General features: G+C 53.0%; 21 protein-coding genes. 10 read left to right on the top strand and 11 right to left on the bottom strand.

Going from position 1 to position 23,754, the window contains the following annotated elements; translation table 11 throughout:
• Positions 1–894, bottom strand: an 894-nt coding sequence (gene serA, locus NG42_RS11295; protein ID WP_241488342.1) for a phosphoglycerate dehydrogenase, incomplete at its 3' end; no start/stop codon positions are given.
• A gap of 313 nt (positions 895–1,207) precedes the next feature.
• Positions 1,208–1,867, bottom strand: coding sequence for a ribose-5-phosphate isomerase RpiA (rpiA, locus tag NG42_RS11290; protein WP_052899448.1), 660 nt, complete (start codon positions 1,865–1,867; stop codon positions 1,208–1,210).
• Positions 1,868–2,059: 192 nt separating this feature from the next.
• Between rpiA and NG42_RS11285 the strand changes: the two genes are divergently transcribed.
• Positions 2,060–2,959: a LysR family transcriptional regulator ArgP gene (locus NG42_RS11285; RefSeq protein WP_052899446.1), complete on the top strand. Its 900-nt coding sequence runs from the start codon at positions 2,060–2,062 to the stop codon at positions 2,957–2,959.
• 72 nt (positions 2,960–3,031) lie between these two features.
• Here the strand turns inward: NG42_RS11285 and NG42_RS11280 are convergent, their stop codons facing one another.
• From NG42_RS11280 to tkt, 7 genes are all read right to left on the bottom strand, one after another.
• Entirely contained in the window at positions 3,032–3,763 is a 732-nt protein-coding gene (locus NG42_RS11280) for an oxidative stress defense protein (RefSeq protein ID WP_052899444.1), read from the bottom strand.
• Positions 3,764–3,888: 125 nt separating this feature from the next.
• Positions 3,889–4,512, bottom strand: a complete 624-nt coding sequence (gene argO, locus NG42_RS11275; protein WP_052899442.1) for an arginine exporter ArgO — start codon at positions 4,510–4,512, stop codon at positions 3,889–3,891.
• Between the two features lie 152 nt (positions 4,513–4,664).
• The gene (mscS, locus tag NG42_RS11270; RefSeq protein ID WP_052899440.1) at positions 4,665–5,537 is read right to left on the bottom strand and encodes a small-conductance mechanosensitive channel MscS; all 873 of its coding nucleotides are present in this window, start codon (positions 5,535–5,537) and stop codon (positions 4,665–4,667) included.
• A gap of 188 nt (positions 5,538–5,725) precedes the next feature.
• On the bottom strand, positions 5,726–6,805 hold the full coding sequence (gene fbaA / locus NG42_RS11265) for a class II fructose-bisphosphate aldolase (protein WP_052899438.1): 1,080 nt from the start codon (positions 6,803–6,805) through the stop codon (positions 5,726–5,728).
• A gap of 104 nt (positions 6,806–6,909) precedes the next feature.
• On the bottom strand, positions 6,910–8,073 hold the full coding sequence (gene pgk, locus NG42_RS11260; protein ID WP_052899436.1) for a phosphoglycerate kinase: 1,164 nt from the start codon (positions 8,071–8,073) through the stop codon (positions 6,910–6,912).
• Between the two features lie 52 nt (positions 8,074–8,125).
• Positions 8,126–9,145: an erythrose-4-phosphate dehydrogenase gene (gene epd / locus NG42_RS11255; RefSeq protein WP_052899432.1), complete on the bottom strand. Its 1,020-nt coding sequence runs from the start codon at positions 9,143–9,145 to the stop codon at positions 8,126–8,128.
• A 337-nt stretch (positions 9,146–9,482) separates the two neighbouring features.
• The gene (tkt, locus tag NG42_RS11250) at positions 9,483–11,474 is read right to left on the bottom strand and encodes a transketolase (protein WP_052899430.1); all 1,992 of its coding nucleotides are present in this window, start codon (positions 11,472–11,474) and stop codon (positions 9,483–9,485) included.
• A gap of 284 nt (positions 11,475–11,758) precedes the next feature.
• Between tkt and loiP the strand changes: the two genes are divergently transcribed.
• The gene (gene loiP / locus NG42_RS11245) at positions 11,759–12,511 is read left to right on the top strand and encodes a metalloprotease LoiP (protein WP_052899428.1); all 753 of its coding nucleotides are present in this window, start codon (positions 11,759–11,761) and stop codon (positions 12,509–12,511) included.
• Positions 12,512–12,555: 44 nt separating this feature from the next.
• Here the strand turns inward: loiP and speB are convergent, their stop codons facing one another.
• Positions 12,556–13,482: an agmatinase gene (gene speB / locus NG42_RS11240; protein WP_053115802.1), complete on the bottom strand. Its 927-nt coding sequence runs from the start codon at positions 13,480–13,482 to the stop codon at positions 12,556–12,558.
• Positions 13,483–13,576: 94 nt separating this feature from the next.
• Positions 13,577–15,553 carry a biosynthetic arginine decarboxylase gene (speA, locus tag NG42_RS11235; protein WP_072133223.1) on the bottom strand — a complete coding sequence of 659 codons (1,977 nt, stop codon included), beginning with the start codon at positions 15,551–15,553 and terminating at the stop codon, positions 13,577–13,579.
• A gap of 863 nt (positions 15,554–16,416) precedes the next feature.
• Here speA and metK point away from each other — a divergent pair.
• The 8 genes from metK to ruvX all read left to right on the top strand — a co-directional run.
• Positions 16,417–17,568 (top strand): methionine adenosyltransferase, encoded by a 1,152-nt coding sequence (gene metK, locus NG42_RS11230; RefSeq protein WP_052899425.1) that lies wholly within the window; start codon positions 16,417–16,419, stop codon positions 17,566–17,568.
• Between the two features lie 494 nt (positions 17,569–18,062).
• Positions 18,063–19,460, top strand: a complete 1,398-nt coding sequence (locus NG42_RS11225) for a sugar porter family MFS transporter (RefSeq protein WP_052899424.1) — start codon at positions 18,063–18,065, stop codon at positions 19,458–19,460.
• Positions 19,461–19,540: 80 nt separating this feature from the next.
• The gene (locus tag NG42_RS11220; RefSeq protein WP_052899420.1) at positions 19,541–20,053 is read left to right on the top strand and encodes a SprT family zinc-dependent metalloprotease; all 513 of its coding nucleotides are present in this window, start codon (positions 19,541–19,543) and stop codon (positions 20,051–20,053) included.
• Between the two features lie 119 nt (positions 20,054–20,172).
• The gene (gene endA / locus NG42_RS11215; protein ID WP_052899418.1) at positions 20,173–20,886 is read left to right on the top strand and encodes a deoxyribonuclease I; all 714 of its coding nucleotides are present in this window, start codon (positions 20,173–20,175) and stop codon (positions 20,884–20,886) included.
• Between the two features lie 78 nt (positions 20,887–20,964).
• The gene (rsmE, locus tag NG42_RS11210; RefSeq protein ID WP_052899417.1) at positions 20,965–21,696 is read left to right on the top strand and encodes a 16S rRNA (uracil(1498)-N(3))-methyltransferase; all 732 of its coding nucleotides are present in this window, start codon (positions 20,965–20,967) and stop codon (positions 21,694–21,696) included.
• A gap of 120 nt (positions 21,697–21,816) precedes the next feature.
• Positions 21,817–22,761, top strand: coding sequence for a glutathione synthase (gene gshB, locus NG42_RS11205; protein WP_052899415.1), 945 nt, complete (start codon positions 21,817–21,819; stop codon positions 22,759–22,761).
• A 94-nt stretch (positions 22,762–22,855) separates the two neighbouring features.
• Positions 22,856–23,419, top strand: a complete 564-nt coding sequence (locus NG42_RS11200) for a YqgE/AlgH family protein (RefSeq protein WP_052899412.1) — start codon at positions 22,856–22,858, stop codon at positions 23,417–23,419.
• A partial coding sequence (gene ruvX / locus NG42_RS22010) for a Holliday junction resolvase RuvX (protein ID WP_241488341.1) occupies positions 23,419–23,754 on the top strand: 336 nt, incomplete at its 3' end. The genes NG42_RS11200 and ruvX, both read left to right, overlap by 1 nt.

The raw sequence follows: 23,754 nt of genomic DNA, 5'->3' as shown, positions 1-23,754 counted from the left end.
CTGCGTAGAACCGCCAATATGTGGCGTCAGAATCACATTATCAAACTCGCACAGCGGCGAAGTAAAGGGATCGCTATTGGTGGCTGGCTCTACCGGGAAGACGTCGATTGCCGCACCCGCCAGATGTTTGTTCGCCAGCACGTCGCACAATGCCGGGATATCCACCACGGTGCCGCGTGAGGCGTTAATCAGCAGCGCGCCAGGCTTCATCAGCGCCAGCTGTTCCGCACCCATCATATTCTGCGTGGAGAGGGTTTCCGGCACGTGCAGGCTGACCACATCGCTCATATTCAGCAGATCAGACAGATGACGCACCTGAGTGGCATTGCCCAGCGGCAATTTGTTCTCGATATCGTAGAAGAACACATGCATGCCGAGGCTTTCCGCCAGCACGCCAAGTTGCATACCGATATGACCGTAGCCGACGATACCCAGCTTTTTACCACGTGCTTCGTAAGAGCCGACCGCCAGTTTGTTCCAGATACCACGGTGCGCTTTGGCGTTGGCCTCCGGAATACCGCGCAGTAGCAGTAACAACTCACCAATCACCAGCTCAGCAACGGATCGGGTATTGGAGAAAGGCGCGTTAAATACCGGAATCCCGCGTTGCGCGGCGGCGTTCAGATCAACCTGGTTGGTGCCGATGCAGAAGCAACCCACCGCGACCAGTTTTTCTGCCGCAGCAAAAATCTCTTCGCTCAGTTGAGTACGCGAACGGATGCCAACGAAGTGCGCATCACGGATGGATTCCTTCAGAGACTCGCTGTCCAGCGCGCCTTTGTGAAATTCGATGTTGGTATAGCCTGACGCACGCAGATTTTCCAGCGCGCTCTGGTGAACACCTTCCACCAGCAGGAACTTAATCTTGTCTTTCTCCAGTGATACCTTTGCCATTTCCCGACCTTATTTTGCAGACTTCAGAAGTAACTGATATACCCTTCACCCTGCCGGGTGTTCGCGGATATAAGCCAGCCTTCTGTCAAAATATCAAAAAATACGCTGGCAGCAATACAAACGATTGCCTGACTACCAGCACGGCGGCACCGTTGGGCAGAACAATGCGACAGATTATAGCGATTCACACCATCAACTTAGTAGGATGGCGCGGCAGGTCGGATTTATGTGACATAAGTCACCAAATTTAACCTGTTGAAGAAAAGATGTTTTTTTACCAGAAATAACTGCTGGCGTGATCACGCCAGACAGATCATTTTTCAATGGTTTTCACGCCGGAAGCAGTACCAATCAGCGCCACATCGGCACCACGACGGGCAAACAGCCCTACCGTCACCACACCAGGCAGTGCGTTAATCGCGTTTTCCAGCGCCATCGGCTCAAGAATTTGCAGATTATGCACGTCGAGAATAATGTTGCCGTTATCGGTCAGCACATGCTGACGGTACTCTGGTAAGCCGCCGAGCTTGACCAGTTCGCGTGCCACATAAGCGCGCGCCATCGGAATCACTTCAACCGGCAGCGGGAATTTGCCCAGCACATCCACCTGCTTTGAGTCGTCAGCAATACAGATAAATTTTTCTGCTACCGCCGCAATAATTTTCTCACGGGTCAGCGCTGCGCCACCGCCTTTGATCATTTGCATCTGGCGGTTGATTTCGTCGGCTCCGTCAACATAAACAGAAAGTCCGTCGACGTCATTGAGATCGAACACCGGTATGCCTAAACTTTTTAGTCTGGCAGTGGAAGCGTCTGAGCTGGATACCGCACCGTCGATTTGATGTTTAATCGAACCCAGCGCATCAATAAAATGCGCGGCGGTTGATCCGGTCCCCACACCAACAATGGTGCCGGGCTTAACGTACTCCAGCGCGGCCCAGCCTACTGCTTTTTTCAGTTCATCCTGTGTCATGGTATGTTTAAAACCTGTGGCAACTGTGTGAGCCTAGTATAAAGCAAGCCTCGTGCAAAATGTCCTGTTCAATCGTCTTTGATGTGCAGGAGTGGAAGCCAGGCCACAAAGTGATTGATAAGTAAGGTCAGGGCAAACACCTGATTTTGTGGCATAGTGCAGATATCAGCCCTAAAGGATAAGACTACAACAATGAAACGCCCGGATTATCGAACGCTTCAGGCTCTGGATGCTGTGATTCGTGAGCGCGGCTTTGAACGCGCTGCGCAAAAGCTCTGTATTACGCAATCGGCAGTATCACAGCGCATTAAGCAACTGGAGAATATGTTTGGTCAGCCACTGCTGGTGCGCACCGTGCCGCCACGTCCGACCGAGCAAGGGCAGAAATTGCTGGCGCTGCTACATCAGGTGGAACTGCTGGAAGAAGAGTGGCTGGGCGATGAGAACAGCGGTACGACGCCGTTGCTGCTGTCACTGGCGGTTAACGCCGACAGTCTGGCAACCTGGCTGTTACCGGCGCTGAAAACCGTACTGACCGACTCGCCGGTGCGTCTGAATTTGCAGGTGGAAGATGAAACCCGCACACAGGAACGTCTGCGCCGTGGTGAGGTTGTTGGGGCGGTCAGTATTCAGCCGCAGCCACTGCCAAGCTGCCTGGTCGATCAACTGGGTGCGCTGGACTATCTGTTTGTCGGCTCGAAAGAGTTTGCCGCCCGCTACTTCCCGAACGGCGTGACCCGTTCAGCGCTGCTGAAAGCGCCAGCAGTAGCGTTTGACCATCTCGACGATATGCATCAGGCGTTTCTGCAACAGAACTTTGATTTATCGCCGGGCAGCGTGCCTTGCCATATCGTTAACTCGTCAGAAGCCTTTGTGCAGCTGGCACGTCAGGGTTCAACCTGCTGTATGATCCCGCATTTGCAGATCGAGAAAGAGCTGGCCAGTGGTGAGCTGATCGATCTGACGCCGGGCTTGCTGCAACGCCGCATGCTTTACTGGCACCGCTTCGCGCCGGAAAGTCGCCTGATGAGAAAAGTGACCGACGCACTGCTGGCGCATGGTCACCGGGTATTGCGTCAGGATACTGAATAATATCCGGTTATAAATCCCCGGCACGGGCGGCGAAAACGCCGCCCCTACAGGAAAATTACCGGGCACAACGCATTACTGTTGTTGATTACGCTGAATTTCAAACACCACATCGACCTGATCGTCAAAGTGGATGCTCTGCTGCTCGTAGGTCTGCGCTTCAGAGGTCATCGGTGCAGCATCAGCCGCTTTAAACATGCGCGCCACCGGCATTGGCTGGTAGTTCGCCACATGATAACGGATGCTGTAAACCGGGCCTAACTTAGCATTAAAGCCTGTAGCCAGTGCTTCTGCCTGCTGAGTCGCGTTATCAATCGCCGCTTTACGTGCCTTATTACGATACTTTTCCGGTTGCGCCACGCCCAGTTCGACTGAACGAATCTCATTCAGGCCGGATTTCAGTGCGCCATCCAGCAGGTCATTCAGTTTGTCCAGCTGACGCAAAGTTACCTGAACCTGGCGCACCGCGCGGTAGCCCTTCAGTACCGATTTCCCCTCTTTGGTATAATCGTATTCCGGCTGAGTACGCAGGTTGGCGGCATCAATATCTTTCTTCTCAATGCCGTTTTTCTGCAGCAGATCGAAGTATTGTGCGACGCGGGTGTCCGCTTGCTTTTTCGCTTCCGCTGCGTCTTTTGATGAAACATTCACTTCAATCGCCAGCGTGGCGATATCCGGCGTGGCATCGACACTCGCCTGCCCTGAAGTGACAACATGCGGTCCATTTGGCAGCTCGCCTGCCTGGGCAGCCAAAGGTAATGTTGCTGCACCCATCATTGCGGCCAGAGCCAGCGCTTTCAATTTCACCTGAAGTCCTCCTTGAAGACGTATGAGTATTGATACCAGCATATCTTATCGCGGTAACAGCTTAAATGCGTGATGCTCTTAGTTTTTACGGCATGGCTGCCATACCCTGATGCGGCAATCACGCTTTAATTAAATCCCATCATTCCCTGTTGTGCCAGTCTGAAAGCGATAAACCACATCACCAGGCCCACCAGCAGATTTATCACGCGCTGAGCGTTGCGGGTGCGCAGCAATGGCGAGAGCCAGGATGCCAGCAATGCCAGCCCGAAAAACCACACCACGGAGGCGCTGATGGTGCCGAGAGCGAACCAGTAGCGTGCCGCCGCCGGCAGTTGCCCGCCAAGGCTACCGAGCACCACAAAGGTATCCAGATAGACATGCGGATTAAGCCAGGTGACCGCCATCATGGTGGCGATAATCCGCCAGCGGCTCTGCTGCACCGCGCTGGCGGAATCGAGCGCAATATTGCCACTCAGGGCAGTCCGTAAAGCACCCCAGCCATACCACAGCAGAAACGCCACTCCACCCCAGGTCACCAGATTCAGCAGCAGCGGAGACTGATTCAGCAGCGCACTGCCGCCAAACACCCCGGCACATATCAGCAGAATATCGCTTAACGAGCACAGACCCGCCGTCATCAGATGATACTGACGGCGCACGCCCTGATTCATCACAAAAGCGTTTTGTGGCCCGAGCGGCAGTATCAATGCCATGCCTAATGCAATGCCCTGAAAATAAACGGAAAACACAAGATAACCCTCACGGTCAGATTTGTCTGCGGCAAGTTTATCCTGGGGTGATTATTAGTGGAAATTGAAAGAATTAATACGGTATCAGCGAAGCTAATAATGCTGAAGAGAGGGATAAGTGGCGAGGAACTCCCTCGCCACCCAGGTCGTGCTTATTCCACAGAAACCTGCTCCTGCGGCGCTTTAGTTTGATGCAGATGAACATCCATCTGTGGATAAGGAATACCGATTCCTTTGTTATCCAGCGCTTTCTTGAAGTTAGCCATCAGGTCCCAGTAAACATCCTGCAGATCGCTGCTGTTGCTCCAGCAGCGCACCACGAAGTTCAGGGAAGAAGCCGCCAGCTCATTCAGACCGATCTGGATACCGCGATCCTTCAGGACACGGCTGTCGGCTTCCACTACCTCACGCAGCAGCTGCTTAACTTCATCAACATCAGCATCATATGCGACGCCAATGGTAAACTCATTACGGCGCACCGGTTCGCGGGAATAGTTAATAATATTGCCGGCGATGATTTTACCGTTTGGCACGACCACGATTTTACCGTCTGCAGAACGCATGGTGGTTGAGAAAATCTGCACGTTAAGCACCGTCCCCATCACGCCACCGAGATCGACAAACTCGCCGGTACGGAACGGACGGAAGGTCACCAGCAGTACGCCGGCGGCAAGGTTAGCCAGCGAACCTTGCAGTGCCAGACCAATTGCCAGACCGGCGGCACCGAGCACCGCAATCACCGACGCAGTCTGTACCCCGACCCGACCTAAAGCCGCAATCAACGTAAAGGCGATCACGCCGTAACGCACCAGCGCCGACAGGAAGTCAGCCACTGTCGCATCAATGCCGCGCGTACGTAGCACCTTGTTGACGCCATTCGAAATAATACGCGCCACAATCATACCGATGATGATAATCGCAATGGCGGCAACGATATTTACCGCATAACTGAGCAGCAGCGCCTGGTTGCGAATCAACCAGCTACCGGCATTGTTAATGCCATCAACCACGTTTAAATCTTCCATTTATCCGCCCTGTTAAAAATCCCCAACGGGGAAATGACAAAATATTGCCAGCCAACGCCAGCAATCCATCTCAACAAGGGTAAACAATTATGACCGCCTCTGCCAAAAAACCGCGGAATTTCCTGATATTTTAAGCCTTTCACCCATAAAAAAAGGCCCCGCAGGGCCTTTTTTAATCAGTCACGTCATTACAGAACGTCAACCGCGTTCAGTTCTTTAAATGCCTGCTCCAGACGCACAATCATTGAAGATTGTGCAGAACGCAGCCATACGCGCGGATCGTAGTATTTTTTGTTCGGCTTATCGTCGCCTTCCGGGTTACCCAACTGAGCTTGCAGGTAGCCTTCGTTCTTTTTGTAGTACTGCAGGATGCCGTCCCAGGTTGCCCATTGGGTATCGGTATCAATGTTCATTTTCACTACGCCGTAGCTAATTGAATCTTTGATTTCCTGCGCAGAAGAGCCGGAACCACCGTGGAACACGAAATCCAGAGAGTTGTGCGGCAGACCGTGTTTCTGGCTGACGAACTCCTGAGAATCTTTCAGGATGGTTGGCGTCAGCTTAACGTTACCTGGCTTGTAAACGCCGTGGACGTTACCGAAAGAGGCGGCGATGGTGAAGCGTGGGCTGATTGCGTTCAGTTTTTCGTAAGCATAATCAACGTCCTGCGGCTGAGTGTACAGTGCAGAAGCGTCCATATGGCTGTTATCCACGCCATCTTCTTCACCGCCGGTGCAGCCCAGTTCGATTTCCAGCGTCATATTGATCTTAGCCATACGCGCCAGATACTTGCTGCAAATCTCGATATTCTCTTCCAGAGACTCTTCAGACAGGTCGATCATATGGGAAGAGAACAGTGGCTTACCGGTTTTGGCGAAGTGTGCTTCACCCGCATCCAGCAGACCGTCGATCCACGGCAGCAGTTTCTTCGCGCAGTGGTCGGTGTGCAGGATAACTGGCACGCCATAGTGCTCAGCCATCTGGTGGACGTGATGTGCGCCAGAGATCGCACCGAGGATAGCCGCAGCCTGTGGCTTATCAGATTTCAGCCCTTTGCCTGCGATGAACGCGGCGCCGCCGTTAGAGAACTGTACGATTACCGGAGCTTTTACTTTCGCTGCGGTTTCCAGCACGGCATTGATAGAGTCAGTACCGACGCAGTTAACTGCTGGCAGTGCGAATTTGTTCTCTTTCGCTACCTGGAAAACTTTCTGTACGTCGTCACCGGTGACAACGCCTGGTTTTACGAAATCAAAAATTTTAGACATGCTTTTTGTCCTGTTTCGTTGGCCGTATAAAAGAAATCAGTTCAGTCTCGCCCGTTCAGCAGGCAAAACGGAGTGGCAGGGACGCACTGCCCTGCCCGCAAAGATTACTGCTTAGCACGCTCTTCCAGCATCGCTACCGCTGGCAGTTTTTTGCCTTCCACAAACTCAAGGAATGCGCCGCCACCGGTGGAGATGTAGGAGATTTTATCTTCAATGCCGAACAGGTCGATGGCTGCCAGGGTGTCGCCACCGCCAGCAATGGAGAAGGCATCGCTTTCTGCGATAGCTTTCGCGACGATTTCGGTCCCTTTACGGAAGTTAGGGAACTCGAACACGCCGACCGGGCCGTTCCACAGAATGGTTTTTGCTTCTTTCAGCAGTTTCGCCATCGCTTCTGCGGTTTCGTCACCGAAGTCCATAATCTCTTCGTTATCCTGCACTTCGGAAACTTTTTTCACGGTAGAAGGCGCAGTTTCAGAGAATTCCGTACCCACACGTGAGTCGGTCGGTACCGGAATACCGTACTGATCGCGCAGACCTTTTGCCGCTTCGACGAAATCAGGTTCGTACAGTGACTTACCGACATTGTTGTCGATTGCCACGAAGGTGTTAGCGATGCCGCCGCCGACGATAACGGTGTCAGCGATGTTAACCAGCGAGTTCAGCACGTCGAATTTAGTGGAAACTTTAGACCCCCCGACCACAGCAACCATCGGGCGCGCAGGCTCTTTCAGCGCTTTACCCAACGCTTCCAGTTCAGCAGCCAGCAGCGGGCCAGCACAAGCAACCGGAGCGAATTTACCCACGCCATGAGTAGAAGCCTGAGCACGGTGTGCCGTACCGAACGCGTCCATCACAAAGATGTCGCACAGCGCCGCATACTTTTTCGACAGCGCTTCGTCATCTTTTTTCTCGCCTTTGTTAAAGCGCACGTTTTCCAGCACCACCAGCTTGCCAGCGGTCAGCTCTACGCCGTCGAGATAATCTTTTGCCAGGGACACGTTTTCCGCGCCCAGCTTGTCTTTCAGGTAGTTAACAACCGGCAGCAGAGAGAACTCTTCGTTGTATTCACCCTCAGTCGGACGACCCAGGTGAGATGTTACCATCACTTTTGCACCCTGTTTCAGCGCCTGTTCGATGGTCGGCAGAGAAGCACGGATACGTGCATCAGACGTCACTTTCCCTTCTTTGACTGGCACGTTTAAATCCGCACGGATCAGAACACGTTTACCAGCAAGATCCAGATCGGTCATCTTAATTACAGACATGGTGAACCCTCTCGTTGAATTCTCATAAGTTTTGCCAGACGCCATCCGCGTCTTACCTGAAGCCGCTTGCGGCCATCGCTAACGTGGTATCGAGCATCCGGTTAGCAAAGCCCCATTCGTTGTCGCACCAGACTAAGGTCTTAATCAGGTGCTGACCGCTGACCCGCGTCTGCGTACCGTCCACAATGGCACTGTGCGGATCGTGGTTAAAATCAATTGAGACTAACGGCAATTCCGTATAGTCAACTATACCATTAAATGCACCTTCTGATGCATTTTGCAGTAGGGCGTTGACCTGACAGGCCGTCACTGCATCACGCACGCTGACGCTCAAATCAATTGCCGTCACGTTGATGGTCGGCACGCGCACCGCGATCGCTTCAAAGCGGTCATTAAATTTCGGAAAAATACGGGTAATGCCAGCCGCAAGGCGCGTATCAACCGGAATAATGGACTGGCTGGCGGCACGGGTACGACGTAAATCCGGGTGATAGGCGTCGATAACCTGTTGATCGTGCATCGCTGAGTGAATGGTGGTGACGGTGCCCGATTCAATGTTAAAGGCGTCATCCAACAGCTTAATAACCGGAATAATGCAGTTGGTCGTGCAGGACGCGTTAGAGACGATGCGATCGCTGCTCAGAAGCGCTTTTTCATTCACGCCAAACACCACGGTGGCATCAAGATCGTTGCCGCCCGGATGCGAAAACAGCACTTTCTTCGCGCCCGCCTGCAAATGCGCTTCACCATCCGCGCGACTGCCGTACACGCCGGTGCAGTCGAGTACCACATCCACATTCAGTTCGCGCCACGGTAAGGCGTCGATATCCGCCAGGTGCAGCAGGCGAATGGTGTCATCGCCCACCGTTAACAGGTCGCGCTCCTGACGCACATCCCAGGCGAAACGCCCGTGGCTGGTATCGTATTTCAACAGATGCGCCATGCCAGTGGCATCAGCCAGCTCGTTAATGGCAACGACAGTTATCTCAGCGCGACGCCCGGTTTCGTACAAAGCACGTAACACATTGCGCCCGATGCGACCAAAGCCGTTGATAGCTACGCGAACGGTCATAACACTCCTGCGTCAGAATTCATCCAATCATCAACCGATAGCCTGGGGCAGTCGTTTCAATTTGTACAGGGAATTCTCACCACGCAAAATTTACTTGTTAATGTTGGTATCATCGCCAACTGAAACGGTTCAGCCAGAATAAAGGAAGTGAGGAATAGCGGGAATGATTGTGATCAATTACGCTGCTGAATATTAGATCCACATCACAAAAATGAACAAATGTGGTTATTACTGCAGGAATAAATCGGCGGATCAGATGGGATTTTGAATCGGACGGCGAAAACGCCGTCCGTATAGATGATGAGTTCCAGGGGTGGCGTTGTCGCCACCCGAGCAATCAGATCAGCTCTTTCGCTTTAGCGACCACGTTGTCGACGGTAAAGCCAAACAGATCAAACAGCTTCTCAGCCGGTGCCGACTCGCCGAAGCTGGTCATGCCAACGATAGCGCCGTTCAGACCGGTATACTTGAACCAGTAATCAGCGATACCCGCTTCAATGGCCACGCGCGCGCTCACGGCTTTTGGCAGCACGGATTCACGGTAAGCCGCATCCTGCTTGTCAAAGGCATCGGTAGACGGCATAGACACCACGCGAACTTTACGGCCTTCAGCAGTCAGACGGTCATAAGCGCCAACCGCCAGCTCCACTTCGGAACCGGTCGCGATCAGAATCAGCTCTGGCTGACCCGCGCAATCTTTCAGCACGTAAGCGCCACGCGCCACGTTTGCCAGTTGCTCAGCAGTACGGTCCTGCTGTGCCAGGTTCTGACGGGAGAAGATCAGCGCAGTCGGGCCATCCTGACGCTCAATCGCGTATTTCCACGCAACCGCAGACTCAACCTGGTCACACGGACGCCAGGTGCTCATATTTGGCGTGACGCGCAGGCTGGCCAGCTGCTCAACCGGCTGGTGCGTTGGGCCATCTTCACCCAGACCGATAGAGTCGTGGGTATAGACCATAACCTGACGAATTTTCATCAGTGCTGCCATACGAGCGGCGTTACGCGCGTATTCAACAAACATCAGGAAGGTCGCGGTGTACGGCAGGAAACCACCGTGCAGCGAGATACCGTTCGCGATCGCGGTCATACCGAATTCACGTACACCATAATGGATGTAGTTACCGGCCAGATCTTCGTTGATTGGCTTAGAGCCAGACCACATGGTCAGGTTGCTCGGTGCCAGGTCAGCGGAGCCGCCGAGGTATTCCGGCAGCAGCTTACCAAAGGCTTCGATAGCATTCTGAGACGCTTTACGGCTGGCGATTTTCGCCGGATTAGCCTGCAACTGCTCAATATATTTCTGTGATTCTGCCTGCCAGTTTTCCGGCAGCGCATTCACGCTACGGCGTGTAAACTCGGCAGCCAGCTCCGGGTACGCTTTAGCGTAAGCTGCAAACTTGTCGTTCCATGCTGCTTCTTTCGCCTGACCGGCTTCTTTCGCGTCCCACTGACCATAGATGTCCTGTGGAATCACAAATGGCGCGTGTTCCCAGCCCAGCTGTTTACGGGTCAGTGCGATTTCGTCGTCACCCAGCGGTGCGCCGTGCGAGTCGTGGGTACCTGCTTTGTTAGGTGAACCAAAACCGATAACGGTTTTGCACATCAGCAGTGAAGGCTTGTCGCTGACGCTTTTCGCTTCTTCAATCGCAGCTTTGATCGCCTCAGCGTCATGGCCATCAACGCCGCGCACCACATGCCAGCCGTAAGACTCGAAACGTTTTGCGGTGTCGTCGGTGAACCAGCCGTCAATGTGACCATCGATGGAGATGCCGTTGTCATCATAGAACGCAACCAGTTTGCCCAGCTTCAGCGTACCCGCCAGAGAGCAAACTTCGTGCGAGATGCCTTCCATCATGCAACCGTCACCCATAAATACATAAGTGTTGTGGTCAACGATATCGTGACCTTCACGGTTGAACTGCGCCGCTAACGTGCGCTCAGCGATGGCAAAACCCACGGCATTAGCAATGCCCTGACCCAGTGGGCCGGTAGTGGTTTCAACACCGACGGTGTAACCGAACTCAGGGTGACCTGGAGTTTTAGAGTGCAGCTGGCGGAAGTTCTCCAGCTCTTTCATCGGCAGATCATAACCGCTGAGGTGCAGCAGGCTATAAATCAGCATCGAGCCATGGCCGTTAGACAGGATGAAACGGTCGCGATCGGCCCACTGTGGGTTGGTTGGGTTGTGGTTCAGATAGTCGCGCCATAACACTTCGGCGATATCTGCCATACCCATTGGGGCACCCGGGTGACCAGATTTGGCTTTCTGCACCGCATCCATACTTAATGCGCGAATGGCGTTGGCAAGCTCTTTACGAGAAGGCATTTTCTACTCCAGTTCGGAAATAATTCGCTTCGCCGTCCCTAACTTATTGTAATTAATCAGTTATCAGGCAAAGTCAAAGGAAAGTCGACAATCAATGTACATGAAAAACAGGTGAAATGTACATGGCGCACTATGCAAAAAAAGCGGCACAAATCGCGCTTTGAGACGCTGCCGGCTATGCATTTACCAGCGAAACGGCTATAAAACTCAAGTTCAATGAAACCTGATTCGCCGGCGTTTTGTCAGGTGTTTGTTTTTATTACCTTGTTACGGGATGGACCAGAATGAAAATTCGTACCTCTGTTATGGCACTGAGCGTTGCCGCCCTGTTTTCCGGCTGTCAGAATTTTGACTCGAATTCATTAATGCAGTCTGGTGCACAGGCTTATCAGGCGGCGACGCTGAGTGATGCGCAGGTCAAAGAACTGAGCGTGGAATCCTGTCAAAAGATGGATAGCGAAGCGCAGATTGCGCCAGCCAGCAGCGAATACAGTAAGCGCCTCGATAAAATTGCCACCTCACTGGGGGACAATATCAACGGCACGCCAGCCAACTATAAAGTCTATCTGACCAAAGATGTCAACGCGTGGGCAATGGCCAATGGCTGTATCCGCGTGTACAGCGGCCTGATGGATATGATGACCGACAACGAAGTCGAAGGTGTGCTGGGCCACGAAATGGGCCATGTTGCGCTGGGCCACACGCGTAAAGCGATGCAGCTGGCCTATGCCACCACCGCAGCACGCACCGCAGCCAGCGCCGCAGGCGGTATCGCTGCATCACTGTCGCAATCGCAGCTGGGCGATCTCGGCGCGCAACTGGTTAACGCCCAGTTCTCGCAGACTCAGGAATCCCAGGCCGATGACTACTCGTTTGATCTGATGAAGCAGCGTAAGATTAACCCGAACGGTTTAGTGACCAGCTTCGAGAAGCTGGCAAAACTGGAGGGCAGCCACCAGAGCAGCATGTTTGATTCGCACCCCTCTTCCGAGTCGCGTGCAGAGCATATCAAAGCGCGGATCGCCGCAGAGAAATAACCGGCTAACGGGCGGGATGACTCCCGCCCTGACAGCTCAAGGGCTTATTCGCCTTTATTCACTGCCTGCACGTGCAGCATATCCAGCGCCAGCGTGGCCGCAGCCAGCGCGGTCAGGTCAGACTGGTCATAGCCTGGCGCGACCTCAACCAGATCCATACCGACAATATTCAGCCCCTGCAAACCGCGAACCAGTTTTAACGCCTTGTCGGAAGTCAGACCGCCGATCACCGGCGTCCCGGTGCCTGGCGCATGTGCCGGATCGAGACAGTCGATATCAAAGGTCAGATAAACCGGCATATCACCGACAATCTGTTTCACCTGCGCCAGAATGTCGTCAACGCTACGATCGTTGACCTGCGCCGCATCCAGCACGTGATAACCCAGATCTTTATCAAATTCGGTGCGAATACCGATCTGCACCGAGTGGTCCGGATCAATCAAACCTTCCGCTGGCGCATGGTGGAACATGGTGCCGTGGTCGAACTTCGCGCCGTTGGAGTAGGTATCGGTGTGCGCATCAAAATGCACCAGCGCCATTTTGCCGAAATATTTCGCATGCGCGCGTAACAGTGGCAGGGTGATGTAATGGTCACCACCAAAGGTCAGCATGCGCTTGCCGTTAGCCAGCAGCTTTTCAGCATGCGCCTGCAATTTGTCGGTCAGATCCTGAGAATCGCCAAACGCATAAACCAGGTCGCCGCAGTCGATCACTTTCAAACGTTTACGCAGATCGAAGTTCCACGGGTAACGGCAGCCTTCCCACGCCAGGTTCGTTGAGATCTGACGAATCGCGTTCGGTCCCAGACGGCTACCCGGACGCCCTGACGTTGCCGCATCAAACGGAATACCGGTGATAACCCACTCGGCATCAGCATCATAAGGCTGGAAGTTAACCGGAAAACGCATAAATCCGAAGGCGTTGGAAACCAGAGAGTTATCGTACTCATGGCCCAGGGTGTTATTAATCATGTTGTCCTCATTGGCACGGGCAGCGAGAACGCCGCCCCTACAGGGTTCACGTTCTTATCCAGGGGCGGCATGTTCGCCGCCCTCTGCAAATATCCTATTCGTCTTCCAGATAGGTGTAGCCATACAGACCGTTTTCAAACTCTTCGAGGAACTGCGCGCGCAGCTCTTCATCAAGATCGGTCTGTTTTACCTGGTTGCGGAAATGCGTCAGCAACTCTTTCGGGTCAAGCTGTACGTATTCCAGCATATCCGCGACGGTATCGCCCTCATCGGAAAGCTGCACTTCGACGCTGCCATCAGGGAAAGCAAATACATCCACCGCTTCGGTATCGCCGAACAGGTTATGCATATTGCCGAGAATCTCCTGATACGCCCCGACCATAAAGAAGCCGAGCATCGGTGGGTTTTCCACGTCGTAATGCGGCATCGGCATGGTGGTGGCGATGCCGTCACCATCAATATAATGGTCGATAGTACCGTCAGAATCGCAGGTAATGTCGAGCAGCACCGCACGACGCTCCGGCGATTTATCCAGCCCTTCCAGCGGCAGTACCGGGAACAGCTGATCAATACCCCACGCATCCGGCATTGACTGGAACAGCGAGAAGTTGACGTAAATCTTGTCCGCCATGCGCTCCTGCAACTCATCAATAATCGGACGATGCGCACGGTTGCTTGGATCCAGATGCTGCTGAATATAGTGGCAAATACTCAGATAGAGCTGCTCAGCCCATGAGCGCTGAATCAGATCGTAAGTGCCCTGCGAGTAACCGCTGTGAATATCGAACAGATCCATCTGGCTGTCGTGCAGCCATTCACGCAGTGAGCGACGGTTGTTTGGCTCGTGCATCTCCTGCCAGGTGTCCCACATGCTGACAATCGGGCGCGGAGAGTCGGCATTCGGAGCCTGCGGAACGCTGAATTCGTTGCGCTCTACGCCGATGATATTGGAAACCAGCACCGTATGGTGCGCGGTGACCGCACGGCCAGATTCGGTGATCACCGTCGGATGCGGCAGGTTATGCTCTTCGCAGGCATCGCCAATCGCCCAGATCACATTGTTGGCGTATTCGTTCAGACCATAGTTAACCGAGCAGTCGGACTGCGAACGGGTACCTTCGTAGTCCACGCCCAGGCCGCCGCCAACGTCGAAGCACTCAATATTGACGCCCAGCTTCGCCAGCTCAACATAGAAGCGGGCCGATTCGCGCACGCCGGTGGCGATATCACGGATATTCGCCATCTGCGAACCGAGGTGGAAGTGCAGCAATTGCAGGCTGTCGATACGGCCCGCTTCACGCATAATTTCCACCAGTTGCAGCACCTGGGTCGCAGACAGGCCGAATTTCGATTTCTCGCCGCCGCTGGACTGCCATTTGCCGGAGCCTTGTGACGCCAGACGCGCACGGATGCCGAGACGCGGCACCACGTTCAGGCGTTCGGCCTCTTCCAGCACCAGCTTCACTTCGGTCATTTTTTCCAGCACCAGGTACACTTTGTGACCCAGTTTCTCGCCGATCAGCGCCAGACGAATATATTCACGGTCTTTATAGCCGTTACAGACAATCACCGAACGCGTCATACCGGCATGCGCCAGCACCGCCATCAGCTCGGCTTTCGAGCCAGCTTCAAGGCCCAGTGGCTCACCGGAGTTGATCAGCGATTCAATCACACGTTTGTGCTGGTTGACTTTAATCGGATAAACGAGGAAGTAATCCCCTTTATAGCCGTAAGATTCGCGCGCACGCTTAAACGCTGCGTTGATAGAACGCAGACGGTGCTGAAGGATCTGCGGGAAGCAAAACAGAGCCGGTAAACGCTGACCATCGGCCTCACGCTCTTTCACCAGCTTCGCTAAATCAACCCGGGCTTCCGGCACATCAGGATCGGGACAGACGCTGATATGACCCAGCTCGTTGACGTCATAGTAGTTATTGCCCCACCAGGCAATATTGTAGGTGCGCAGCATTTTGCTGGCATCTTGATCGCTCATGGCCACCTCCTGCATAGAGCGGAGTACACCCTGTTCGCCTGCTGACGAACCCTTAATAGTCTTCATGTCGTCAGACATCGCGAACCTCAATTTTTAGTAATGATGCGAAACAGTTAACTACTATCGCAGGTCGATCCTGCCAGAACAACCCATAAGCTGTCGATAAACCCAGCATTAATGACTGAATTACCCTAAACGCGGGTTGAAGTAAGTTTTCAGTATGAAACACGTCGCCGAACTCCGTGAAACGGGTCAGAAAAAGCCATAGTCAGCTCTCAGTAAACTGAAAGTCCCCTGCCAAACTGTAGCAAAAGGTTAACCGGCGCAGGTGTCGTGATGATTACCGAAACGAATATAACTTCGGCGAGAGAGAAGAACGGATACCGAAACAGAAAGGGATTGAAGCACGCCAGAGTGGCGTAGCGAACCGTAAAAAGCGCAAACGTGGTTCATTACTCGTATCACCTCCACACATACCAGATTAGCATGTGGAAAAACGGGTCAGAGGATGAGAACCAGAGCAGACTCTGGCTATCTGGCGGCCCTTACGCCACGGCGGCGTAGTGCCTTTATTTGCTGCCCAACAGGCAGCGGCGTTTTATACAGCCGCCAGCACAAAAATGCAAAACTAAAATGGTCTGAGTGAGACCATTGTCAGGAAAAATTGCCAGCGTTAAATAAGCCAAAAATGCCTAATGGCAAAAATCGCTGGCATTTCGTTTACTGAGTAACCTAAAATAGCCATCCAGATGTTAATCCGTCTATACTGGCTAACTTCTGCACTGCTTGTGCCGCTCTTACGTCGTCAGACTGAATCTGACATGTTTGCCTGCACCAAATGAACTGCTCACGGCTTTGCCTGAGGGGGCGTGGAGTCAGGCTAACCTTTCTCTTCGCTATGCAGTTGTTATTTAACCCGTTTTAGTAAGGTAAAGAATAAAATGGCTAAACACCTTTTTACGTCCGAGTCTGTATCAGAAGGACATCCTGATAAAATCGCTGACCAGATTTCAGACGCCGTTCTGGATGCTATCCTGGAACAGGATCCCAAAGCGCGCGTTGCCTGTGAAACCTACGTGAAAACCGGTATGGTTCTGGTTGGCGGCGAAATCACCACCAGCGCCTGGGTTGATATCGAAGAGATCACCCGTAATACGGTGCGTGAAATCGGCTATGTCCATTCCGATATGGGCTTTGATGCCAACTCTTGTGCGGTGTTAAATGCCATTGGTAAACAGTCTCCGGATATCAACCAGGGTGTAGACCGTGCCGATCCGCTGGAGCAAGGTGCCGGTGACCAGGGCCTGATGTTCGGCTACGCCACCAATGAAACCGACGTACTGATGCCAGCACCGGTCACTTACGCGCACCGTCTGGTGCAGCGCCAGTCTGAAGTGCGTAAAAACGGCACCCTGCCGTGGCTGCGCCCGGATGCAAAAAGCCAGGTGACCTTCCAGTACGATGGCGGCAAAATTGTCGGTATCGATGCTGTAGTGCTGTCAACGCAGCACGCAGAAGAGATTGGTCAGAAAGATCTGCAAGAAGCGGTGATGGAAGAGATCATCAAGCCGGTTCTGCCGACCGAATGGCTGAATGACAGCACCAAATTCTTTATCAACCCAACTGGCCGTTTTGTTATCGGTGGCCCAATGGGTGACTGCGGTCTGACCGGTCGTAAAATCATCGTTGATACCTACGGCGGTATGGCTCGTCACGGCGGCGGGGCATTCTCCGGTAAAGATCCGTCTAAAGTTGACCGCTCAGCAGCCTATGCTGCACGTTACGTGGCGAAAAACATTGTTGCTGCGGGTCTGGCTGACCGTTGTGAAATCCAGGTCTCTTACGCAATCGGCGTAGCAGAGCCGACTTCCATCATGGTCGAAACCTTCGGTACTGAAAAAATCTCTACCGAACAGCTGACCCTGCTGGTACGCGAGTTCTTCGACCTGCGTCCATACGGCCTGATTCAGATGCTGGATCTGCTGCACCCAATCTACCGCGAGACAGCGGCCTACGGTCACTTTGGCCGTGAGCACTTCCCGTGGGAAAAAACCGACAAAGCCGCGCTGCTGCGCGAAGCTGCCGGTCTGTAATCGATTTTTGTAGGGTCGGCGTTCTCGCCGACCGTGCGGTTAGCACTCAGCATGCCATCAGGACGGGAGCCGAAAACGGCTCCCCTACAGTTTTAAATTGCCTTCAAACGCCCATCATCCGCCTCGACCGCGCAAGCACCGCTCCGACTAATTTCCTTTCGGCTATACTTTTTTGCCAACTGAAACGCCTTTAATGATAACGATTACATTTTGAAACGTTTTATTTATCTGTTATTTAGGCGTTTCACGGCGTAGTCATTAGCAAAAAAATGCGCTATTTTCAGCGTCGTCTGATGGGCAAGAATTGGAATAATGTCAGAAACTTATAAGCTGCCATTACATACTGGTTATTAAGTCTGAAACAGGTGAAAAATGCTGGTTTACAGGGAATCAGCGTGTGTAACCGATTACACTAGTGTGATCAGCCTCACTTTTTACCGGCAGCAGGTTTTCTAACATTGATAAAAACAACATAGTTACTACGTGGAGGCTACATGCCTGGCAATACACACAAAAGCAGAACCTCGAATAAGGCGATGACCTTATTTGTCTGCTTTCTTGCAGCACTTGCAGGGCTGCTGTTTGGTCTGGATATCGGCGTTATTGCCGGTGCACTGCCATTTATCGCAAAAGATTTTAATGTCACCAGTCATCAGCAGGAGTGGATCGTCAGCTCAATGATGTTTGGTGCTGCGGTCGGTGCTATCGCCAGCGGCTGGATGTCTTCCAGTCTTGGTCGTAAGAAAAGCCTGATGGCCGGTGCCATCCTGTTTGTTATCGGTTCGCTGTGGTCCGCCTTTGCCCCTAACCCGGAAATGCTGATCGTTGCACGCGTACTGCTGGGCCTGGCGGTCGGGGTCGCTTCTTACACCGCTCCACTTTATCTGTCTGAAATCGCGCCGGAAAAAATCCGTGGCAGTATGATTTCACTGTATCAGCTGATGATTACCATCGGTATTCTCGGTGCTTACCTGTCCGATACCGCCTTCAGCTATACCGGCAACTGGCGCTGGATGCTGGGCGTGATCACCATTCCGGCACTGTTGCTGCTGGTTGGCGTGTTCTTCCTGCCTAACAGCCCGCGCTGGCTGGCGGCCAAAGGCAACTTCCGCGACGCACAACGGGTACTGGATCGCCTGCGTGATACCAGCGAACAAGCCAAACGTGAACTGGATGAAATCCGCGAAAGCCTGAAAATCAAACAGTCTGGCTGGAGTTTGTTTAAAGACAACAGCAACTTCCGTCGTGCGGTTTTCCTTGGGGTGTTGCTCCAGGTGATGCAGCAGTTCACCGGTATGAACGTCATCATGTATTACGCACCGAAAATCTTTGAGATTGCGGGCTTTGCTAATACCACCCAACAAATGTGGGGCACGGTAATTGTTGGTCTGATTAACGTGCTGGCGACCTTTATCGCGATCGGACTGGTGGATCGCTGGGGTCGTAAACCGACACTGACGCTGGGCTTCCTGGTGATGGCGGCGGGTATGGGCATTCTCGGCACCATGCTGCACATCGGCATTCACAGCGAAGCTGCGCAATACTTCGCGGTTGCTATGCTGCTGATGTTTATCATTGGCTTTGCCATGAGTGCCGGTCCGCTGATTTGGGTACTGTGTTCTGAGATTCAGCCGCTGAAAGGGCGTGATTTTGGCATCACCGTCTCCACCACGACTAACTGGATTGCCAATATGATCGTGGGTGCCACCTTCCTGACCATGCTGAACACGCTGGGCAACGCCAATACCTTCTGGGTGTATGCGGGTCTGAACCTGTTCTTTATCCTGCTGACCCTGTGGTTAATTCCTGAAACCAAAGGTATTTCGCTGGAGCATATCGAACGTAACCTGCTGTCAGGTAAAAAATTGCGCGATATCGGTTCACGCGATTAATCAGCCTTGCTACGGGCGGCGAAACGTCGCCCGTATGTCATTTCTTGCATCCCCTGCCCCACAGAATTATTCTTCCTGCTATGAAATCTCCCCGACTCCCGATCGCTTTGCAGCAGTCCGTGATGCGCGCATTACGCAATAAGCTACAGCTGGCTAATCAGCGCCTTGAGCGCGACTATCCGGAACCGAAACTGGTCTATCAGCAGCGTGGTACGGCTGCCGGTACCGCATGGCTGCAAAACTGGGAAATCCGCCTTAATCCGGTGCTGCTGCTGGAAAATCAGCAGGCATTTATCGATGAGGTGGTTCCTCATGAACTGGCTCATCTGCTGGTATGGAAACACTTTGGCCGCGTCGCGCCACACGGTAAAGAGTGGAAATGGATGATGGAACAGATCCTCGATGTGCCCGCGCAGCGCACCCATCAGTTTGAAGTCAGCTCGGTACGCAGCCGCACGTTCCCTTACCGCTGTGGATGCCAGCAGCATCAGCTGTCGGTACGCCGTCATAACCGGGTGTTGCGCGGTGAGAGTGAGTATCGCTGCTTACACTGTGGCGATATTCTCAAAGCGGGTGATTTCCTCAATTCTTAAAAAAAACCAATAGCGGCTAAAAATTAGCCGTTAAGTTACTGATTATCATTAGTGTAATTCGTTATCTCTGCGGCTTCTGTTACCCTGCGCGCTGTTTCTGAATAGCAAAAAAATGGATTATGTCGCGCAAAATCATTAGCACCCTCGCACTCACGTTGCTGCTCTCCCCTTTTAGCGCCCAAAGCCTTAATCTGGACAACTATCATCAAAATAATTTCCAGCAGGCCAAAACCTATGCCGCGCAGATTAACGCCGACGCACCGGGTTCGTTTTACTGTGGCTGCAAGATTAACTGGCGAGGCAAAAAAGGCATCCCGGACCTCTCATCCTGCGGCTATCAGGTGCGTAAAAATGCCAACCGCGCCCAGCGCATCGAGTGGGAGCATGTGGTTCCCGCCTGGCAATTTGGCCATCAGCGACAGTGCTGGCAAAATGGCGGCCGCAAAAATTGCAGCAAAGATCCGCTTTATCGCCGCATAGAAACCGATCTGCATAACCTGCAACCGGCAATTGGTGAAGTGAACGGCGACCGTGGCAATCTGATGTACAGTCAGTGGAATGGCGGTGAGCAACAGTATGGCCGCTGCGAAATGAAGGTCGATTTTAAAAATAAACAGGCCGAGCCGCCGGCACGCGCCCGTGGTGCTATTGCGCGCACGTATTTCTATATGCGCGACCAGTATCAGCTACAGTTGTCGCGGCAGCAAACCCAGCTGATGACCGCCTGGAACAAGCAATACCCGGTAACAAAGTGGGAGTGTGAACGCGACAAACGTATCGCCCGGGTACAGGGCAATCACAACCCCTATGTACAGCAAGCTTGCCAGCGGTAAAATCACTACCCTAAACTAAGCTCTTCATGTTTTACGCCGTCCGGTGATGCCGTGCGGCTTATTATTATCAGGAACCCCATGCGCATACCTCGCATTTACCATCCCGACGCTTTGCAGGTCGGAAATGAAATTGCTCTGTTCGAAGATGCTGCTAATCATGTTGGACGCGTATTGCGTATGAACAGTGGTCAGGCGCTGGAATTATTCGATGGCAGTAATCTGACTTTTGCTGCCGAGATTATTCAGGCCGATAAAAAAAACGTCCGGGTAAAAATTGTCTCAAGCCGTGCTGACAGCCGTGAATCTCCGCTTCATCTGCATTTAGGCCAGGTGATGTCGCGCGGTGAAAAAATGGAATTTACCATCCAGAAGTCGATTGAACTGGGGGTAAATGTGATTACCCCCTTGTTTTCTGAGCGCTGTGGCGTAAAGCTGGATGCAGAACGTTTAGCAAAAAAAATCCAGCAGTGGCAGAAGATTGCCATTGCCGCCTGTGAACAGTGTGGACGCAATACGGTGCCGGAAGTGCGCGCAGCGATGACGCTGGAAGCCTGGTGTGCAGAAGCCGACAGCGGTCTGAAACTCAACCTGCATCCGCGTGCGCAGCACAGTATTAACACGCTGCCACAGCCGGTCGAGCGGGTACGTCTGCTGATTGGCCCGGAAGGCGGCCTGTCGGCCAGTGAAATCGCCATGACTGCTGAACAAGGCTTCACCGATATTTTGTTGGGGCCACGGGTATTACGCACCGAAACCACTGCGCTGACGGCAATGACCGCTTTGCAGGTACGCTTTGGTGATCTCGGCTAGCACCATGGGTAAAATATTCGTCCGGGCTATCTGAAACACTGTAGGAAAACTTTGGCAAGCGCAACATTGACTGCCGACACGACACGCGCAAATCACGTAGCGGTGAATTCAGGAGAACAAATGATCAAGCTTGGTATTGTGATGGACCCAATTACCTCCATCAACATCAAAAAAGACAGCAGCTTCGCAATGCTACTGGAAGCACAGCGCCGCGGTTACGAAATTCATTATATGGAGATGAACGATCTCTATCTGCGTGCGGGCGAAGGCCGGGCGCGTACCCGCATCCTGAGCGTCGAACAGAACTACGACAAATGGTTCGAGTTTGGCAGCGAGCAGGATATTGCGCTGTCGGATCTTAACGTCATTCTGATGCGTAAGGATCCGCCATTTGATACCGAATTTATCTATGCCACTTACATTCTTGAGCGCGCAGAAGATAAAGGCACGCTGATTGTTAACAAGCCGCAAAGCCTGCGCGACTGTAATGAAAAGCTGTTTACCGCATGGTTTGCCGAGCTGACGCCAGACACGCTGGTGACGCGTAATGCTCATCAGATCCGCGAATTCTGGCAGCAGCACGGCGATATTATCCTGAAGCCGCTGGACGGCATGGGCGGCGCATCGATTTTCCGCGTTAAGCAGGAAGATCCTAACCTGTCGGTGATTATCGAAACGCTGACCGAGCACGGTAATTTCTACTGCATGGCGCAGAACTATCTGCCAGCGATTAAAGACGGCGACAAGCGCGTACTGGTGGTGGACGGCGAGCCGGTGCCATACTGCCTGGCGCGTATTCCGAAATCGGGTGAAACCCGTGGCAACCTGGCGGCCGGTGGTCGCGGTGAAGCGCGTCCGCTGTCTGAAAGCGACTGGGAAATTGCCCGCCGCGTCGCGCCAACGCTGAAAGCCAAAGGTCTGATTTTCGTCGGTCTGGATATTATTGGTGATAAGCTGACTGAGATTAACGTCACCAGTCCAACCTGCATCCGTGAAATCGAAGCGGCCTTCCCGATCTCGATTACCGGCATGCTGATGGATGCGATTGAACAACGTCTGGCCTGATTATTTACACGGGGCGCAAGCCCCGTTGCAAACCCGTTAACGGCAACTGCGGTATAACCGATTAGCTCTTAACCAGAACACAGAACGAGTGACAATGAATTTACAGCATCATTTTTTGATCGCCATGCCAGCATTACAGGACCCTTTATTCAAGCGCTCGGTAGTGTATATCTGCGAGCATAATGATGAAGGAGCCATGGGTTTAATCGTGAATAAGCCGATGGAAAACCTGACGGTTGACGGCATTCTGACTAAGCTTAAAATCTCGCCAACGCCGCGCGACCCTGCGGCCAGGCTTGATAAACCAGTATTTGCTGGCGGGCCACTGGCGGAAGATCGCGGCTTTATTCTGCATTCGGCGCAGCGCACCTTTTCCTCCAGCATTCGGGTTTCTGATAACACGGTGATCACCACCTCACGTGATGTGCTTGAATCGCTTGGCACGCCCGAACAGCCTGAACAGGTTATGGTGGCGCTGGGTTATTGCGCGTGGGAAAAAGATCAGCTGGAGGGCGAACTGCTGGAGAATGCCTGGCTGACGACGCCGGCAAACAGCAATATTCTGTTCCATACCCCGATAGCCGAGCGCTGGCGTGAAGCGGCGAAAAGCATGGGTATTGATATTCATAATATCACCAGTGAAGCAGGTCACGCCTGATGTCGGCGATGACGATGCTGTCGTTTGATTTCGGCACCAAAAGTATTGGCGTCGCGGTAGGCCAGCAACTTACCGGCACCGCACGTCCGTTAACGGCGATAAAAGCGCAGGACGGCATTCCCGACTGGAACCTGATCGAGCGACTGTTAAAAGAGTGGCAGCCGGATTTAGTGGTCGTCGGCCTGCCGCTGAATATGGACGGCACCGAACAGCCGCTGACCGCACGCGCACGTAAGTTTGCCAACCGCCTGCATGGGCGCTTTGGCGTGCCGGTTGAATTACATGATGAACGTCTGAGCACCGTGGAAGCACGAGCCGATCTGTTTGCTCGTGGC

The sequence above is a fragment of the Winslowiella iniecta genome (genome assembly GCF_001267535.1).
GTDB lineage: Bacteria > Pseudomonadota > Gammaproteobacteria > Enterobacterales > Enterobacteriaceae > Erwinia > Erwinia iniecta.
Note: the sequence above shows the minus strand (reverse complement) of the source record. Positions and strands in the feature narration are given on the sequence as shown.

Coding starts and splice junctions, on each gene's coding strand:
- rpiA (WP_052899448.1), bottom strand. CDS start 1,867: ATGACACAGGATGAACTGAAAAAAGCAGTAGGCTGGGCCGCGCTGGAG.
- NG42_RS11285 (WP_052899446.1), top strand. CDS start 2,060: ATGAAACGCCCGGATTATCGAACGCTTCAGGCTCTGGATGCTGTGATT.
- mscS (WP_052899440.1), bottom strand. CDS start 5,537: ATGGAAGATTTAAACGTGGTTGATGGCATTAACAATGCCGGTAGCTGG.
- fbaA (WP_052899438.1), bottom strand. CDS start 6,805: ATGTCTAAAATTTTTGATTTCGTAAAACCAGGCGTTGTCACCGGTGAC.
- pgk (WP_052899436.1), bottom strand. CDS start 8,073: ATGTCTGTAATTAAGATGACCGATCTGGATCTTGCTGGTAAACGTGTT.
- epd (WP_052899432.1), bottom strand. CDS start 9,145: ATGACCGTTCGCGTAGCTATCAACGGCTTTGGTCGCATCGGGCGCAAT.
- tkt (WP_052899430.1), bottom strand. CDS start 11,474: ATGCCTTCTCGTAAAGAGCTTGCCAACGCCATTCGCGCATTAAGTATG.
- loiP (WP_052899428.1), top strand. CDS start 11,759: ATGAAAATTCGTACCTCTGTTATGGCACTGAGCGTTGCCGCCCTGTTT.
- speB (WP_053115802.1), bottom strand. CDS start 13,482: ATGATTAATAACACCCTGGGCCATGAGTACGATAACTCTCTGGTTTCC.
- speA (WP_072133223.1), bottom strand. CDS start 15,553: ATGTCTGACGACATGAAGACTATTAAGGGTTCGTCAGCAGGCGAACAG.
- metK (WP_052899425.1), top strand. CDS start 16,417: ATGGCTAAACACCTTTTTACGTCCGAGTCTGTATCAGAAGGACATCCT.
- NG42_RS11225 (WP_052899424.1), top strand. CDS start 18,063: ATGCCTGGCAATACACACAAAAGCAGAACCTCGAATAAGGCGATGACC.
- NG42_RS11220 (WP_052899420.1), top strand. CDS start 19,541: ATGAAATCTCCCCGACTCCCGATCGCTTTGCAGCAGTCCGTGATGCGC.
- endA (WP_052899418.1), top strand. CDS start 20,173: ATGTCGCGCAAAATCATTAGCACCCTCGCACTCACGTTGCTGCTCTCC.
- rsmE (WP_052899417.1), top strand. CDS start 20,965: ATGCGCATACCTCGCATTTACCATCCCGACGCTTTGCAGGTCGGAAAT.
- gshB (WP_052899415.1), top strand. CDS start 21,817: ATGATCAAGCTTGGTATTGTGATGGACCCAATTACCTCCATCAACATC.
- NG42_RS11200 (WP_052899412.1), top strand. CDS start 22,856: ATGAATTTACAGCATCATTTTTTGATCGCCATGCCAGCATTACAGGAC.